Here is a 17380-nt window from a genome sequence, read left to right on the forward strand (position 1 = left end):
ACATGATTGTAATACTAGCCTTTTACGGACCCCAATAGTGCACCTTTGGCAAAATGCTTCTGTAAAAACGGATAAACAACCAAGATTGGCAACGTCGTGATGACAATAACGGCCATCTTGATCGTTTCCGCAGGCGGAGCAACAAAGTCGTCCCCGAACTGCGTCGAATCTCCAATCCCCCCCTGAGATAATATAACAATTTGTCTTAACCAAACTTGGATCGGCCAAAACGTATTGTCATTGATGTACAGCACGGCATTAAAATAAGAGTTCCAGTGCCCGACCGCGTAAAACAACGCGAGGGAAGCCAGTACAGGCGCCGACAAGGGCAGGACGATGCGGAACAAAATGCCCGGATCACTGCAGCCGTCAATCCGCGCGGCTTCCTCAAGACCATCAGGAAGCTGCTGGAAGAAGCTGCGCATAATGATCAGGTTAAAGGCACTGATCAAACCCGGAACGATAAGGGCCGCCGGATTATCGAGCAGTCCGGTTGCCTTCACGATCAAATACGTTGGGATCATCCCGCCACCGAACAGCATTGAAAAAACAACCAGCTTCATGATGATGCTCACACCCATCAAGTCCTTTTGTGCGAGCGGATAAGCCATAAGGGCGGTGAAAAATAAATTCGCCAGCGTCCCAAGGACGGTGACACCAATGGAAACGCTCAAGCTGGAAAGAATAATATCGGTTGACAAAATGTACTTGAAACCAACTAGTGAGAACTTATGCGGGATCAAGATGAAGCCTTTTTGGATCAGCTCCTGAGGATCGGTCAGGGATGCAGCCAAGATATATAGAAACGGCAGCACACACACCGCGGCCACGAGCAGCAGCAGCAAATAATTCATGCCATCCAGAAGCCTGCTTGAGAAGCTTTTGTCCACCATGCCGGTAAGTCCCCCTTTCGTTAATAAATGCCGTCTTCGCCTAATCGTTTGGCGAGCCGATTGGCCACGATGACGAGCACTAACCCGACAACCGATTTAAACATGCCGACCGCGGTGCTGTAGCTGAACTTTCCTTGGGAAATCCCTGTGCTGTAAACGTACGTGTCGAATACTTCACCGACATTGCGGTTCATCGGATTGACCATCAAGAAAATTTGCTCAAAGCCGGAGTCAAGAAAATGTCCGATCCGCAAAATCAGCAAAACGATGATCGTACTGCGAATGGCCGGAAGGGTGATATGCCACATTTGCCTCCAACGTCCTGCACCGTCAATGCGCGCCGCTTCATACAATCCCGGATCCACGCCGGCAAGCGCTGCCAAGAAGATGATCGTACCCCAACCGGTTTCTTTCCACATCACCTGTGAAGTGATCATCGTGCGGAACCAATCGGCGCTGAGCAGAAATTTCACGGGCTCATGACCGACACTCGTCAGCATACTGTTGACAATCCCGCCCTCCGTAGAGAAGAACAGGAAGCTGATCCCAACGACGACGACCCAAGAAACAAAGTGCGGAATGTAGATCAAGGTTTGCACGACCCGCTTGAAGGCTTCCTTCCGTACCTCGTTTAACATGAGTGAAATAATAATCGGCAGCGGGAAAAAGAATACGATGTTATAGACCGCCAAGATGAACGTGTTCTTAAACAGCATCCAAAAGCTGGCATCCGTGAAGAACGTCTCGAAGTGCTTCAGTCCGACCCATTTACTCCCGAAAAAACCGAGAAAGGGCTGGTAATCCTGAAAGGCAATCAGGACTCCCCACATCGGTGCGTATTTATAAATTAGAAAATAAAGCAGACCAGGAAGCAGCATGATATAAAACCACCGATGACGCATGAGGCGTCTGGCCAATGTGCTTTTTTGTGAAACCGTTCGCATATTGTGGACCGATTTCGCTATCTCCATGGTTGTTCCCCCCTCCTAAAAAGTAATCGTAGTTTGTTGGTCTGGGTATCTTTTCGAGATACGTTCAGCGTACCCGGATAGGTGATTCCTGTCGACAATCCCCACAGCAGTTCCTAGGGAATTCAGACGGTTTAAACGTCAAGATAATCACTTCAGCAGATCCGATACTCCGCAGGGCGTATGATGAAAATGAAAAGAATCCGCCGAATGCTCCGACGGATTCCTTAGATATATGATTATTTTTTACTTTGGTTATAACTCGCCGTAAATTCATCGATGATTTTGTCTCCGCCGTCCTTACGCCATTTGTCCACGGCAGCGTGCCAGCCCTGATCATTCAGCTCGCCCATGATGTACTTCGTTTCGGCATCGGAGATGGCGGTTTTCAGCTCATTGCCTTTCTCCGTATTCGTGTCCGAGAGCAAGGAGGCGCTCAAATCCATCACCGATAAGCTCTTATTTTGAGCATAGAGCTGATCGAATTTGTCTTCCAGCGGTGTACGCGTTCCCTTCATCGAAGTGCCGAACAAATCCCATCGGAACATGTTCAGGTCTCCTGCGCCTGGTGTGTTTGGAATTTTCTTTGGCTTGCCGCCCGCCATCGTGTAATCCGTCCCCTCCATGCCCCAATCGATTAAATCCTGCACCGGCTGCTCCGCCATCTGGTCCAGGAACGTCAAGATCTGCTTCAATCTCGCCTCATTTTTTACGCTGGACTTCGGAATCACGAGCAAGGAATCGTAGCCGGTCGTCGCTCTCACGCGTTCCCCCTGCGGCCCGTCAAAGGTTTGCGTGACATCAATCACGGCATTCGGATTGGCCTTCAGGAGGTCGGGATGAGTGATGGCATCGCCGATCACGGAGAAGTACATGCCAGCCTTCTCCTGATTGAAATAACTGTATTTTTTGGCGATAGCAAAGTCGGCATTGATGAGGTGCTCGTCGGTCATTTGGCGGAGCAGATCCAAGGCGCTCTTGAACTCGGGATACAGGAAGTCCGGTGTGATTCGGCCATCCTTCAGGCCCCATGCGTTAGGAGCGCCCAAGAACAAGGCGATTTGCTTCAGCGATTCGATGCTCTTCTCCTCTTGCATGCCGAACGTATCGTTTTTGCCGTCCTGATCCGGATCGCTTAACGTAAACGCCTTCGCCGTCTTATAAATATCGTCTACTGTTCTCGGCACAGGCAGACCTAGATGATCCAGCCAGTCTTTACGGAAGATCAGCCCATATCTGGCAATCGGGCGTTCCCTCGGAATGCCGTACAGCTTTCCGTTCAGGCTAGCATTCGTTACGGCCACCGGGCTCAGTTGGCTTAAATTTTTATAGTTCTTCAGATAAGGGGACAGGTCCCAAAACATGCCTGACAGCTGCGCATTGAGCATCGCGGATTCTTTGTTGCGGCGTAGCAGCATGAGTTCAGGCAGATTGCCGGATGCGATGGTCGCGCTCACCTTGTCATCATAGGTCGTAGCTGGCACCCAAGTGATATCAAGCTTCGTATTCGTAAGCGTTTCGAGCTGTTTGATGACCGGGCTGTCCTTTTTCATCGGCTCGGCGGCAAACTGAATCATCATAACGGAAATCGGCGGCACCTGCGATGCACTGCTGCCTTTTGCAATAGCGGATGGCTTGGGCCCCCCCGTTCCACCGCAGCCGGGCAGCAGGGCTGCGACGAGCGCGGCGAAGACGATGGCGTGTACCGCCTTCCTTCTGCTGTTCCAATCCATTTTCATCTTTGGACAACTCCTTCTCATTTCACTACTTATCATAGCAGGAAACGATCAAAAGGACAGCCCTAAGTCCGGTACTGCGAGCTTAGGACTGCCCTTGTTCAAAGGACAATGCTTATTTGGGGGATGGCATCCGGTTCGCGGCCGCGAAATACTCCGGCTTAGAGCCATCCGTGAAGCGAATCGCTGTGCCCGCTTCGGAAAAATCGTTGCCTACGACAAATAGCTGGCTCGGCTCTACGTCCTCCAGCGCCAGGAACGTCTCTGTTCCCGGACGTGCCTTGGAATGCTCTACCGACAGCTTGTTCACGTGCTTCAGCTCAATGGCGTTCTCGCCTGCAGCGGGAGCACCACGGAAGTGCACCAGGGATAAGTCCTCCAGATGCTCACCGTACAACGCTTGCTTCCAATGTTTATTGAGCGGTGCGCTCCACTCGATTTCAATATCATACAGGGAAATATTTTTCCCATAGCGGCAGAAGAGCGCTGGCGTGGGGTGTGGGAACACGCCTCGTGCCGTTGGATTCGTATCGAACACGCCGCCTGGATAGGGGCTGCGCTGCTTCATTGTATATTTCAGGTTACGAATCGCAATGCCTTCGATAATACAATCCTCGGAGCCCTCGAGATAAACCGCGTTTTCCCCCTCCGCTAGTATTTGGTCAAACCGGATGTTGCGGATTGGTCCAGGCTTCCCGAGATGGGTTTCCCGACGAGGCTCAGCTGTCACAAAGATCGGCTCGCCTTTGCCCCACCATTTGCGCTTACGGGTTTGCTCGAACTCGTCACTGAACAACCGTGTTTCGACGATGATGTTTTGGAACAAAATATTTTCGATCGTTCCCCCATTCCGAGACCATACCCCCATCCCGCGGTTCGAATTCCGGATGACGCAGTTCTGGAACACGACGTTGCGGATGTCGGCGAACGTTTCGGTCCCGATCTTCAGCGCGCAGGAACGGGATATCATCGTGCAATTCGTGACAGTAATATTCTCGCACGCCCCATAAGCAACGGCTCCGTAATCGGTTGTTTTGAGCACAATACAGTCGTCGCCCGCTTCAATATGGCAATCAGAAATATGTACGTCACGACAGCTGTCGGGGTCGATCCCGTCGTTGTTCGGACCACGCAGCTGGCCGAGAATTTTGATGCTTTGCACGTTCACGCGCTGGCAGCCTGTCATATGCAGACACCAAGAGGACGCACGCCACAACGTTACGTCGCGGAACAACACGTCGAAGCATCCCTCGAGGTCGACCAGCTTCGGGCGAAACTCCTGCAGCGGCAGCAGCACATGATCGCCTTGGAAATCGTCTTCCTCCAGGAAGCGCGGGCCTTGTCCGTCAATCGTTCCGAGACCGGTCACCGAGATGTTGTTCGCGTGACGCGCACAGATCAAACCCCGGCGGCCGATATTCACATCCGGGTCGAAGTCCTGCTCCTCCATGCTGGAGATAATGCGGGCCGTAGCCGCCAGATGCAGCTCCACGTTGCTTTTCAGCATAATCGTCCCCGTTAAAAATTCGCCTTGCGGCACGAGAACCGTTCCCCCGCCGGTCTCCGTACAAGCATCGATTGCCGCTTGGATGCTATGGGTATTCAGAGTGACCGCGTCGCCGACGGCACCGAAATCGATAATGTTAAACGTATTTTGCATGATGGAACTCTCCTTCTCCTTCTAGCGTGCTTGAATATACTAACCGTACTGTGTTTATGGATTCCTGTCGACAATCCGGAAAGCAGAAGATCGGGTAATAATCATCAGAGCAGGATGGATAATCATCTGGGCGGCCGCAGCGCAAAAAAAGACCTGAGGCAGCACCTCAGGTCCTTCGAATATGATGATTAGCTTTCTTTGCCAAAGAATGTTTTTACTCCTTCATAAAGCAGGGCCCCGGAAAACACAATTAACCCGAGCAAAGAAACAATGGCAAATACGATATCCAGCATCGAAAATATTTTCCAGCCGAACATGCCGACCGAAACATTCGATAATGCGATACTGCCGATCAGACCGCCCACGTACCCAAAAAATTTGCTCATTGCCTGCCGACCTCCTCTCCGCCGTCCATTTAGTACACTGTATTCCGCGGACGCTGGAGAGGACTGTACATTCGTAAGAATATTTTGAATATTTAAAATAATTAAAACATTCATAAAAGGAGCCTCTCCACTATGGCTGCCGCTGACAAAATAAGCAGTTTGTAAACAGCCCCATACAGGAAAGGTTCCGTCTTCGTGATTGCCACGTCGATTATCGATGCTTTTCACGGTATTGTCCCGGCGTCATGTCTTCCATTTTGCGGAAGTAGCGGATGAAATTTTGCGAGTTCTGATATTGCAGCTTCTCGGCGATCTCGTTGATCTTCATATCCGTTTCCACCAGCCATTGCTTGGCCACCGTCAGCCTGTATTTGGACAAGTAATCACTAAAATTACTGCCCGTTTCTTTGCGAAACACCGTCTTGATGTAATTCGGATGGTAATTCAATCGCGAAGCGCACAGCTCCAGCGTTAATCCCGAGGCGAACTCCTCGTGTATCATCTCCAGCATGCGCTCGGATATTTTCTTGTTCTGGGTCTCCCATTTATGATGAAGCGAGTCCATCATCGGCTCGATCACATCGCTGTAAAACCACGCCTCAATTTCCTCGGCCGTTCGCAATTGAACCAGCCGTTCCTGGAACGAGCTGCCCGAAGGATCAAGCGTACTCGCTGTCTCCCTTGCTTCCTGCCATTCCCTGAGCAAGTCGATTAGAAGACGAGTAAGCACCATTTGAAGATCATTGTAGCGCGGGTAATCCATGATCGCCTTTTGAATAAATTCATTCAGCAGCGCTTTGGCTTTGCCCCGCTCCTCCATTTTGACGGCATCAATCAGTTCCTTCTCCAGCCATTCCGGGTATGCCGCGACGATCCGCGTATCGGGCAGCACGTTGTCAAACGGCAGAATGGCCAGCTCACCGAAGCGTACCCGGTATTTCAGCGCCTCTAAGCTTTCCTTGTACGCTTGCGAGGTCTCATCAATGTCCTCGTAGGAGCGGCTGATCCCCATACTGATCTTAATCTCCAGCAGCTGGTTCACGGTGGATTGGACGAGCTCCGCATAAGCGTACACTTGCTCTTCGAATGCAGGAATCGTCATCCCTATTCCGCGGCAAATGGTCACCTGGCTGCCGACCATCATGACGGGCTCAAGCCGATGCTCCGCTGGAATCAGCTCGCTGGCAATATTGTTGATGGCGAACATCAGCAAATCCATGTCTTGCTCGCAGTATCTTGTTCGGTCAAACGCATCGATCTGAATCGTTAACACCGCAAATAGCCCGGGGGTAGGATCATAGGCAAATTGCACCCAACGCTCACGTGTCTCGTTTGGCCGTATCTCTCCGTGCAGGAGCCTCCGGATAAAAAAGGCTTCCAGCTGCTTGGAGTGAATGCTAAGCTGATCCAGCAGTTCCGTCTGCGACGAGCGAAGCTTGTGAATTTGTTCGCCGATAAATTGCAGTTCGTCCTTGCTCTGACGTTCATCGGCAGCCTGGTCGGAGGCCGCCACCGAGAAGACGCGGTGAATGGGCAAATACATCCGCCTCGAGCCAATCCAGGCAACAAGAAGGATGAGGACGAACGTTCCCACGGAAACATACAGAGTGTACCAGCCGATCGAGCGGGAATCCTTCGTAATATCGCTTAAGGAAATTAGGGACAAATAATACCAGCCGTTATATTGCGATTGATTGAACAAGATTCCGATGGTTTTGTGGTTGGCATCTTGCATTGTAAGATAGCCCTCAGGTGTATCACTTGCTTGCTTGATTTGCTCCACCACCCGAGCTAAATCGCCAGGGGAGTTGAGCACGCGTCCGAAGGGCTGCGTCAGCGGCTGAAATTGATCATCGAGGATCACCGTTTCCCTCTCCTCCGCATCATTGGCAACCATCTTCTCTAATTTAAATCCCGGAATTTCTCCAATAATGAGGCCTGAGCTGCTCGACCAGTTAATCGGCAGCTTCTTAATGAGACGCACACCCGGTGCCGCTACCTGTGGAACCTCCCCGCCGGCATTGCCCCCGCTCGCAGGTGGTGCTGGAGGCATGGTCTTCCAGAAGGAGCCCCGATCCGCACTCGCATATTGCTGGATGAGGTCCTTCATTCCGGAATCTTCCAAAGTGACATAGCCTTGATTGGACAATAACCAGTCATATTTCAAATTTGCCAAATACACGTTTTGTACGCCAAGCTCGAACGGCTGCAATTTATTTAGTCCAGAGGACAATTCATTAATAAAAGTAAAATTTTTGGCGGAAAACGGCGTCTGCAACGCTTGTCCGATGATCGGTGTGGTGATGTACTGGGTCATCAGGTTTTCAAACAGCTGAAGCACCTGCTCCACGTTGACCTGAGTTTGCTGCAGCAGCTGCATGTTACTGTCGTTCACTTTTTGCTGAAGGCTGTTCTTCGCGCGCAAGAAAGAAAGGCTGCCTAGCGTCACTACAGGGATGGTTCCGATCAGCAGGCTGAAGATCAGGAGCCGGACCAGATATTTGGAAGCAAACCATTTGGGCATCCCGAACCACTCACTCCTCATACACAGTTGTTTTCTGTTAACCCATCATTCTAGTATAGCCCTCCCAAAAGTTCAAATCAATCGCTGGATGGCATGGATTGGACTCCTGCTGACCAAAGTGGAGGCGAGCAGGAATCGCGGACAGACTATGCTAGAATGTGTAATGGGATGTGTATGCAAGAGAACAGCCGCTTACCGTCTCATTCCCCCGGAAGCCCGTACAGCCGCCACGGCTTCAGGCCACCGAACGGTCGGATCGGCCGATCCGACCGTTCGGTGGCCTAACAACAAGCTCCGGCATCGTATCGCCCGGATACAAAATCGCTTCCTCGCCCCGGCGCAGCTCCAGCTGGATCACGCCCCCGTCGCTGCCGCTCAGCTCAGCGCTGTACTCGCTGCCCTCGTCCCCGCCGCCGACCACCTGCCAGCGCACGGTGCCGCTCCAGCCGGTCTGAATCCGGCACGGCTCGCCCGCCAAGCTGCGCACGCGAATCCACGCGGTGCGGCCATCCCGCCGAACCGCGCTGACCGAGAAGCCGCCCTCGGCGCGCAGCTCGTGAAACGCCGCTTCGCGCCAGGCTTCCGGTACCGCCGGGAATACCCGCAGCGTCCCGCCCCAGCTCTGCAGCAGCATATCGTGCAGCGCCTCGGCTCCCGCGAGCGGCGTCTCAATGACCGGGCCTGCCTCCTTGTACATCGTATTCGGCTTGATGATATGCATCAGCGCCTTCAAATAGCGAAGCGCTTCGCTCCCCCGGCCCAGCGTCGCCGCGATCGAAGCGGCACCGGTCAGACTGAACCCGCGGAGATCGCCTTCCTTGTCAATCCAGTGCTTCAGCGATCGTTCGATCAGTCCCCGCTCCTCTTCCGTGTCGACGCCGATCAAATGCAGCGGAAAAACCGCCAGCAGATGGCTGAAATGCCGGTGCCCGTAAGCCAGCGGCGTATCGCGCCCGATCATGAAGCCGGTTTCATCCACCGGCAGCGGAGCCAGTCGCGCCAGCACGTCACGCCAGCGCTCCTGCAGCGGATCGTCCACACCAAGCCGCCCACAGCTTGCCAGCAGCGTCTCGCAGCCCCAATGCAGTAGCGCCAGATCGTAATGGCAATCGCTCACCTTCGTCTTAAAAAACGAGCCGTACTCCGGCGAAATCATCGGAGGCAGATGCAGGTGGCCGTCCTCCCCTTCTTCCAGCAAATGCAAATAGTAGTTGATGCTTCGGCGCAAAACGGGATACAGCAGCTGCTCCAGCAGCCGATCGTCCATCGAATAGCGGTACTGCCGCCAGAGACAGTGGCACACCCATGTCAAGTTGCCGACCTCATCGTCCACCTTGCTGCTCAGATCATAGCTGCAGCTGCGCCCTAGCCCGGAGGAATCATGGCGGAACGGCTCGGCAACGTTGCGAATGAGCTGCTCCTGCTGCTCCGCAATGGCACGTACAAGCGATTCGCCGATCTCCAGCCGGCCAGAAGCATACACCGGTGAGTAGCTCATCTGTACGTTCATATTAAACCAGACACCCGCCCAAGGCGTCGGTGCAAGCCAAGGGCCTTGATTATCGATCAACGGCTTGTCAGCCCGGGTTGCCGAGGCCAGCTTATACATCTGAATCCAATAGAAACTCTCCAGCTGCCCGTCCGGAATGGAGATCAAGCTTTGCCGGTAATAGCGGTGCCACCAGGCGCGATGAGCGTCCACCCACGACTCAAAAGGCGTGCCCGACGCTTGCATAACCGCATCCACCGCTGCCCGCCGAGCCTCCTCATCACAGCCCTTAGCCACGGACATATAGATCACCCGGCGCGTGTCGGACAGCTGCACCTCTTTCATCGCCGTAACACAGCCTTCGTGAAGCGTACTGTACCGCTGAACCACAACAGCTACCCCATTTTCGCTGCTCTTCTCCACCACAGCTTCGGGAATAAACTGGTTCAGGTTGATCCCATCGGCGTTGATCAGCACCGGATCGACCTCAGAATGCGCATACCAGTGCACACCCGCCCCCAGCTCGCCTTCAGATGCTCCCAGCTCAATAGCCATCACCGGCTCCTCGCTATGCACGAACGCGCGAAGCCGAGCTTCCCCCTTGGTGGTCGTGAGCAGTCCCCGCACCTCTGCGTTCCACAAGTCCACACGCAGCCTCGTCGGATGATAGATCATCCCCGCAAGCTCCAGATCAAGCTCCCCAATTGGCACTCGAGGCGGGAAGCCCGGCTTGTCCGTCCGCGTCGCCGTAATGTCTGTTCGCCCGGTAACAAAGCGCAGCACATGCCGCTTCTTCGCATTTTCTTCGCCGTAGATCATGGCGCCCAGCAGCCCATTGCCTATAAAAGCACCCTCGTCCCAGCTGACTGGCTTCACAACCCATTCCATATCATTTGGCGCCAAAAATGTCTCCCAATCCAGCTCCAGCCTTACCGCTCCAGTGCTGCCATCTACCATGACCATCGAGAACACTCCTTCTCCGATTGAAAATTAGCCCGCTTCCACTCATACGCTGAGTAAAAGCGGGCTCCATGCGCTGCTACTTTTTAGTTTTCGTCTGTTCGTACGCCTGCTGGTTAATTTCGAGATAGCGCTTCAGGTTCATTTTATCCAGTGTGGCTAAATAGTTGTTCCATTCCTTCTCGATGTCCACCCCGCCGGTGACTGCCTTCGCAAAGAATTCGGTCCGGTAATCCGTAATCGTCTTCTCCAAATTAGCCAGCTCCTCCGCTTGCTCGTTCGTGAAGAAAAGAGGCGGCACGGTCTTCTCCAGCTTGATGGCATACGGCTCGTACTTTTCCTTCGTTTCCTTGAACAGAATAATTTCCAGCGGGTTCTTCGGATCCGCGTATTGGCCCATGCGGAACTCATTGGTGCGAAGGCTTGGACCGGCTTGCGCCCAATGTACGTTTTGTAGCTTGCCAAAGGTGACCAGCTGCTTCCACTTCGCCGGCTTGCCGTCGAGCCCCAGATCGCCGGAGGCCGCTTTATCCCACTCCTGGCCCGGACGTCCGATCGTGCTGCGCAAAGTCGCTTCCTCGCTCAGAAGGAAATCCGCCAACCGGAACGCAGCTGCAGGATTTTTCGCTTTGTTCGTAATGACGAACATGCCGTTAATAATCTGATACGGGTTAAATGGAGCCGAACGCACGCCCGTAGGTCCCTTGAGCGGAGGCAGGGCCACGAAATCCTTGAATCTCGGCGAATCCGCATCGACAAATACCGTTTGATTCTGCGATGGAACGGCACCGATAATGGCGGCATCCGGGTTCATGCCCATCTGCTTCAGCTGATTGCGGTCCTGCGTAAACGTCTGCGCCGAAATCAAGCCGTCCGCGTACAGCTTATTCAGGTACTTCAGCCCTTCCTTCCATTCCGGCTGATTGAACGCCACCTGCACCTTGCCGTCTTTTACATATTTCAGGTTGAAGTCCTTCTCAATAAACGAGCTCATGAGGAAATATTCCAGGGTCGAAGCCGGCCCATTCGTCGCGCCTACCAGCGGGATCTCGTCCGCCTTTCCGTTGCCGTTCGGATCCTTTTCTTTAAACGCTTTCAACACTTGAGCAAATTCGTCCGTGGTCGTCGGCAGCTTGAGGCCTAGTTTGTCCAGCCATGCTTGGTTAATCCACATTTTTTGCCCCAGCGAGCAGTGGTAGCATTGGTTGATTTGCGGCAGCGAGTAAATGTTGCCATCCGGCAAAGACATCTGCTCCTTCGCATACGGCACCTCTTGGAACATTTTCTTCGTTTCCACGCCGTACTTGTCGATATATTGGTTCAGCGGAAGGAACACGCCATCCTTGCCATAGATCGATTGCTGAATCGGCGACACGCTCATATTCAGCAGCACGTCGGGATAATCTCCGCTCGCCAGCGACACGTTCAGCTTTTCCTGGAACGTTTTTTCCGGCGCGACCTCCCACTCGATCTGGATGTTCGTTTTCTCCTCCAGCCATTTGCTGAATTCATTCGTGGCGAAATTTTCCACAATGCTGGAGCCCTTGACCATGACGCGCAGCTTCGTCTTTTCCTTCGTGATCGGGAAGACCCCCGCTTCCGTTACGCCGTCCGCCTTCGGGTCGGCTGCGCTTTTGTTTGCTGTATCGCCTGTTTTCCCGTTGGAGCAAGCGCTGACCAGCAGCATGGCCGCTGTCGAGACCGCAAGAATGCTTTTGAACCCTGGTTTCATAAATGAATAGCCCCCTTGATTTATCCTTTAAACTTATCCTTTCAATGAGCCAATCATCATGCCCTTGACAAAATGCCGCTGAATAAACGGATAAATGATCAGCACCGGCACCGTCGACACCACAATCAAAGAGAACTTCAGCAGCTCCCGCAGCCCTTGGCGGGCCACCGCATCAGCCACATCCGTGATCATCGACGAATCGACCTCGTTTTGCACGAGAATGTCCCGGAGCACCAGCTGCAGCGGATACAGCTCCTGCCGCTTCAAATACAGCAGCGCGTTGAAATATTGATTCCAATGCCCGACCGCATAAAATAAGGCGATAACCGCAATGATCGGACCAGAGAGCGGAAGCACAATTCGGCGGAAAAACGTAAAGTCGCTGCAGCCGTCCATCTGAGCGGCTTCCAGCAGCTCGTCCGGGATCGTCGTTTGAAAATACGTGCGGGCGATAATCATATTCCATACCCCAATGGCCGCAGGAATAATGAGCGACCAGCGGGAATCGATCAGCCCAAGTCCTTTAACTACCAGATAAGAAGGAATGAGGCCTCCGGAGAACATCATCGTGAACACGAACAGCGCCATAATGACATTGCGGGGCATAAAATCCTTACGTGAGAGCGGATATGCCGCCATCAGCGTCAGCACCACGTTAAACGCCGTACCGACGACGGTGTAGAACACCGAGTTCAGGAAGCTCGTGACGATAAGCGGATGCTTGAATACCGCCGTGTAGCCCTCCAGCGTCATGTCCACCGGATACAGCCATACCTTGCCGGACACCACCGCCGAGGCAGAGCTGAAGGATGCGCTGAAAATATAAATGAGCGGATAGAGCACCGTAATCGTGAATAAGAACAAAATCGTATAGTTGATCCAGTTGAACAGCCGGTCGTCGCGGCTTTCTTTTACGTTACCTGTCACTCTACTTCCTCCTCTCTACCATAGGCTAGTCTGCCCAACTTTTTTGGCAAATCGATTGACGAGCACCAAAAGAATTAAGCTGATCACGGATTTGAACAAGCCGATAGCCGAAGAATACGAGTAGTTAATCGCCGTGGACGCCAGCCCCACCTTGTACACGAACGTGTCGATGACCTCAGAGGCGCTCATGTTCAACGGATTTTGCATCAGCAAAATTTTCTCAAAGCCGATATCGAGCACGTGCCCGGTGCTCATGATGAGCAGGATTGTAGCAACCGGCATAATGCCCGGCAAATCAATATGCCACATGCGGCGCAGCTTGCTCGCTCCATCGACCACTGCGGCTTCATGCAGCGACGGATCAATGGCGGCTAATGCAGCCAGGTACACGATACAGGAAAACCCGACATTTTGCCAAATGCCCGACCAGACGAAAATGTGCGAAAACCACGCCGGATCGCCGATCCAATTCGCCGGTTCAATTCCAATGGCCCGAAGCAGCGTGCTTACCAGTCCGACGCGCGGGTCGAGGATTTGCAGGATGATGCCAACCATAACGACTACAGATATAAAATGCGGAGCGTACGTAATCATTTGGACCGTTTTTTTGAAAAATTGGTTTTGCACGAAGTTGAGGCACAGCGCCAGCAGGATTGGAAACGGAAAACCGGCAGCCAAGCTGTAAAAGCTTAGGACGAGTGTGTTCTTCATAACACGGATAAAGTCGTAGGAGTTAAAAAAACGAATGAAATACTTGAATCCAACCCACTCGCTGCCCCAGATGCCTTTGGTGGGCACATAGTTTTTGAAGGCGATTAACGCACCGTACATCGGTACGTATTTGAAGACGATCAAATAAAGCACGGGCAGCAGGATCAGCAGGTAGAGCTGCCATCGGTCCTTGAAATTTCTCGCTAGGCGCGTTAGGAGACCTTCCTTGACCTTCATCGTCTTCGCTGGATTGGAGGTGGATGTAGGGTTACTGACGGATACTTGCATGAAGACCTCCTTACTCGGGGGGCTAAAGTGTAGGTTCGTTTGTCGAATCCTGTACTCTTAGCATAATCCCAAGTGAAGGAGGCCGCATTATCGTAACTTATTTGGATATGACTTTTTTTGTGCCGGTGGACGGCATATGCAGGGTCATCCGTGTCCCTTGTCCGAGCGTGCTGTCGACTCGAAGCCCGTACGGCTCTCCGAACACCATCTGAATGCGGCTATGGACGTTGACGAGCCCGATGCTGCCGCCACCTGGCATACTCGTTTCTTCCTCATTCGAGGGCACGGCTTGCATCGCCAATCGCGTACGCAGCTGATTCAGCTTGTCCGGCGTCATGCCGCAGCCGTTGTCCTCCACGATCACGTAGAAGTCCTCCTGCTCGCACGATGCATCAATGACGATGCGATGATGCTCCTCGATGCCGTCTGGGAACGCGTGCTTAAACACATTTTCGATGAGCGGCTGCAGCGTTAACCGCACCATATGCATCAGCAGCATCTCAGGAGGCACCCGCACGTCGACTTCGAACTCTCTGCCGATGCGAAACTTCATGATCGACATGAAATGGAGCACGTGCTTCAGCTCGTTGGCTACCGTAATCTCCTCCAGGTCGGTACGGATGGAATAGCGGAGCATGTACGACAGGGAGCGAACGATCTCCTTGATTTCGCTCGACTTCTGGATGACGGCGTAGCAAATAATAATTTCCAGCGTGTTATATAAAAAATGCGGATTGATCTGCAGCTGCAGCGACTGAAATTCGGCCAGCTGCCGCTTCAGCGCGTTATCCTGCTCGCGAAGCTCGGATTCGTAGACGCGATCCACCAGCTCCTCAAGCCGGCCCACCATCGTATTGTAGCTGGTGATCAGGCGGTCCATCTCATCGCGGCTGCCGCTGAGCGCAACCTTCGTCCATCGCCCCTTCTCCGTTTGCCGCATTCCGCTCTCCAGCCTGCGCACCGGGTTGACGATCGACCGGCCAAAGCGGATGGCCAGAAACGACGCCAGCAGCAGCGTCCCCAGCCCGACGTACAGCGTCGTCTGCCGCAGCGCCGCAATCGGCTCCCGCGTCTCCCCGATGGACATGCTGGCGACCAGCGTCCAGCCGGAGTAGTCCGAATGGCGGCTGAAGAAGATGCGCCCCTCTTCATCCGGCATGTCGAAGATGCGGTCCGTGTTCTTTTGCACCGTCTCAAACTGACGGCCTGCCAGCTGCTTGCCGATGCGCTTGGGATCGGGATGATAAATGATTTTGCCACGGTCGTTGACAATGAAAAAGTAGCCCGATTCCCCCAGCTGAATTCCTTTCCATAGTGTCGTCAATTCGCCTATGCGCATCTCAAAGCCCATGACCCCCGTATATACGCGGGACGTTTGACGGTCCGAAATTTTGCGCGCGAGGGTCAGATGCCCGTCCAAGAAGCCGGAATCCTGAATCATCAGCATCCCGTCATCCCGGGTATCCTCCTTCAGCTGCTCTACGTATTCCTCGAACGCTTTATAGTTAATCCGGTTCAACTGGATGTTAAAATCCGTCGCGCGAAAGCCGTTGTTGCCCGCGAGATAGACCATGCTGATTTCCGGGTTGTTGATGAGCACCGGCTGGAACACTTGCTGCTTAATGATGTTTTCTTTAACTAGAAAATCGCTGACGGTGGTCTCCTTCGGATTGAGCGCGTCCCGCACCAAGGGCGACGTCAGGATCGACAGCGTAGCCCGCTCGTACCCTTTTAAATACAGGTCGGTCTGGTGTGCGGCATTGTTGACGATCTGCGCGAGCAGCGCTTGGTATTGATTTTCAAGCTCTCGGGATGAGCGCCAATAGCCCGCCACGCCGATCGTCACCGTGCTCAGCATAATAACGATGACAAAGTAGAGATAGATCCGCTGCGACATGCTGACGTTCACCATTTTCATTTGATCCCCAGCATGCTGCGGAATTCGGTCGGGGAGCAGCCGGTCGCTTTCTTGAACACCCGGGAAAAATGCGGATAGCTGTCGTAGCCGACCTCCGCAACGATATCGATAATTTTATAATGAGGAATCGCCAGCAGCCGTTTGGCATGCTCGATCCGTTTGCGCAAGCGGTAGTGCACGAACGTTTCATTGGTCGCTTTTTTAAAATAGTGGCTGAAATACGTCGGCGTCACGCCGAGCCGATCCGCCACCGCCTCCAGCGTCAGCTCCTCGCGGTAATGCTGCTCGATGTACTGCAGCGCCGCTTCCAGCAGATTGAGCTGACCGCCTCCCCGGGCCTCCAGCAGCTGGTGCAGCCACGCGAATACTTGCCCCTCGAACGCCTCGAATGCCTGCCGGCCGGACTTATTTGCCCCCGTATGCTTCGGGTCCATCTGGAATTTAAACACCCCGCGCGCGTTCAGCTTCCCGGCCAGCAGCTCCAGCCCATCCTGCGCCATTTGCAACAGCGGAAACCCTCCGCCATCGGCCGCATCCGCAAAATAATGCGCCTTTCCCTCTTGCAGCAGCTCGCTGACCCGGCCTTCCTCAGCCTGCCAGAGCGCCTCCTCTAGCTGGACCACCCATTGCTCGAAGCGCGACAAGGAGAACGTGCCGGATTTCACCTCGCTGAGCACTTTGCCGAGCACAGGATACAGCTCCAGTTCGGTCACCGGCTTCAGCAGGTATTCCTTCACTCCGTAGGACATGCATTTCTGGGCATACGCAAAATCGCCGTACCCGGACAGCACGATCACCTGCGTCGGCAGCCTGTGCTCGCGCATTTGGCGGCACAGCTCGATGCCGTCCATCTTCGGCATGCGGATATCGGTCAGCACGATGTCCGGCGGATCCGCTAGGATCGCGTTCAGCGCGCTGCTGCCGTCCGTGAAGGTTCGAATCTCTTCGAACCGGTTATATTCTCGAATCATTTGGCTGATGCCAAAGCAAATGATCGGCTCATCATCCACGATATAAATGCGACTCATGCCAAGCCCTCCCACAGGTGCCTTCAACTGGCTCCTATTATAGCATCGCGCTCCCCTGTTTTGGGAAGTAGAAAAATGGCGGGGAGGTGGTCCTGCCATTAGTTGCTTTTGGAGCAGCTAATTTCAGCATGCGCCATCTGAGCTGCCCATTAGTTGCTTT

Annotated in this window: 12 protein-coding genes; all 12 read right to left on the bottom strand. The window is 53.5% G+C overall.

The features are described 5' to 3' along the window. Positions 1–14 precede the first annotated feature (14 nt). Positions 15–893 (bottom strand): carbohydrate ABC transporter permease, encoded by an 879-nt coding sequence (locus FPZ49_RS20245; protein WP_144850316.1) that lies wholly within the window; start codon positions 891–893, stop codon positions 15–17. 20 nt (positions 894–913) lie between these two features. Beyond that, positions 914–1837, bottom strand: a complete 924-nt coding sequence (locus FPZ49_RS20250; RefSeq protein WP_391563845.1) for an ABC transporter permease — start codon at positions 1835–1837, stop codon at positions 914–916. Between the two features lie 263 nt (positions 1838–2100). Next, positions 2101–3600 carry an extracellular solute-binding protein gene (locus tag FPZ49_RS20255; protein ID WP_186445945.1) on the bottom strand — a complete coding sequence of 500 codons (1500 nt, stop codon included), beginning with the start codon at positions 3598–3600 and terminating at the stop codon, positions 2101–2103. A gap of 112 nt (positions 3601–3712) precedes the next feature. Next, positions 3713–5257: a glycoside hydrolase family 28 protein gene (locus FPZ49_RS20260; protein WP_144850320.1), complete on the bottom strand. Its 1545-nt coding sequence runs from the start codon at positions 5255–5257 to the stop codon at positions 3713–3715. 188 nt (positions 5258–5445) lie between these two features. After that, the gene (locus tag FPZ49_RS36430; RefSeq protein ID WP_144850322.1) at positions 5446–5643 is read right to left on the bottom strand and encodes a hypothetical protein; all 198 of its coding nucleotides are present in this window, start codon (positions 5641–5643) and stop codon (positions 5446–5448) included. Between the two features lie 211 nt (positions 5644–5854). After that, on the bottom strand, positions 5855–8167 hold the full coding sequence (locus FPZ49_RS20270; RefSeq protein ID WP_186445947.1) for a helix-turn-helix transcriptional regulator: 2313 nt from the start codon (positions 8165–8167) through the stop codon (positions 5855–5857). 235 nt (positions 8168–8402) lie between these two features. Beyond that, positions 8403–10619 (bottom strand): glycosyl hydrolase family 95 catalytic domain-containing protein, encoded by a 2217-nt coding sequence (locus FPZ49_RS20275; protein ID WP_261381507.1) that lies wholly within the window; start codon positions 10617–10619, stop codon positions 8403–8405. A gap of 76 nt (positions 10620–10695) precedes the next feature. Next, complete coding sequence (locus tag FPZ49_RS20280; protein WP_144850326.1) at positions 10696–12348, bottom strand: ABC transporter substrate-binding protein; 1653 nt, start codon at positions 12346–12348, stop codon at positions 10696–10698. 33 nt (positions 12349–12381) lie between these two features. Continuing rightward, a complete protein-coding gene (locus tag FPZ49_RS20285) occupies positions 12382–13275 on the bottom strand; it encodes a carbohydrate ABC transporter permease (protein WP_144850329.1) in 894 nt (297 codons plus the stop codon). Positions 13276–13290: 15 nt separating this feature from the next. Beyond that, complete coding sequence (locus FPZ49_RS20290; protein WP_261381508.1) at positions 13291–14274, bottom strand: ABC transporter permease; 984 nt, start codon at positions 14272–14274, stop codon at positions 13291–13293. 97 nt (positions 14275–14371) lie between these two features. Further along, positions 14372–16192, bottom strand: a complete 1821-nt coding sequence (locus FPZ49_RS20295) for a cache domain-containing sensor histidine kinase (RefSeq protein ID WP_144850331.1) — start codon at positions 16190–16192, stop codon at positions 14372–14374. Beyond that, complete coding sequence (locus tag FPZ49_RS20300) at positions 16189–17220, bottom strand: response regulator (protein WP_186445948.1); 1032 nt, start codon at positions 17218–17220, stop codon at positions 16189–16191. Before FPZ49_RS20300 ends, FPZ49_RS20295 begins: the two co-directional genes overlap by 4 nt. Between the last annotated feature and the right edge of the window lie 160 nt (positions 17221–17380).

Origin of the sequence: Paenibacillus cremeus (genome assembly GCF_007786445.1) — a bacterium.
Lineage (GTDB): Bacteria > Bacillota > Bacilli > Paenibacillales > NBRC-103111 > Paenibacillus_G > Paenibacillus_G cremeus.

What these genes read in the sequence shown, in the direction of transcription:
- FPZ49_RS20245 (WP_144850316.1), bottom strand. Translation starts at nt 893, where the DNA reads ATGGTGGACAAAAGCTTCTCAAGCAGGCTTCTGGATGGCATGAATTAT.
- FPZ49_RS20250 (WP_391563845.1), bottom strand. Translation starts at nt 1,837, where the DNA reads ATGCGAACGGTTTCACAAAAAAGCACATTGGCCAGACGCCTCATGCGT.
- FPZ49_RS20255 (WP_186445945.1), bottom strand. Translation starts at nt 3,600, where the DNA reads ATGAAAATGGATTGGAACAGCAGAAGGAAGGCGGTACACGCCATCGTC.
- FPZ49_RS20260 (WP_144850320.1), bottom strand. Translation starts at nt 5,257, where the DNA reads ATGCAAAATACGTTTAACATTATCGATTTCGGTGCCGTCGGCGACGCG.
- FPZ49_RS36430 (WP_144850322.1), bottom strand. Translation starts at nt 5,643, where the DNA reads ATGAGCAAATTTTTTGGGTACGTGGGCGGTCTGATCGGCAGTATCGCA.
- FPZ49_RS20270 (WP_186445947.1), bottom strand. Translation starts at nt 8,167, where the DNA reads ATGCCCAAATGGTTTGCTTCCAAATATCTGGTCCGGCTCCTGATCTTC.
- FPZ49_RS20275 (WP_261381507.1), bottom strand. Translation starts at nt 10,619, where the DNA reads ATGGTCATGGTAGATGGCAGCACTGGAGCGGTAAGGCTGGAGCTGGAT.
- FPZ49_RS20280 (WP_144850326.1), bottom strand. Translation starts at nt 12,348, where the DNA reads ATGAAACCAGGGTTCAAAAGCATTCTTGCGGTCTCGACAGCGGCCATG.
- FPZ49_RS20290 (WP_261381508.1), bottom strand. Translation starts at nt 14,274, where the DNA reads ATGCAAGTATCCGTCAGTAACCCTACATCCACCTCCAATCCAGCGAAG.
- FPZ49_RS20295 (WP_144850331.1), bottom strand. Translation starts at nt 16,192, where the DNA reads ATGAAAATGGTGAACGTCAGCATGTCGCAGCGGATCTATCTCTACTTT.
- FPZ49_RS20300 (WP_186445948.1), bottom strand. Translation starts at nt 17,220, where the DNA reads ATGAGTCGCATTTATATCGTGGATGATGAGCCGATCATTTGCTTTGGC.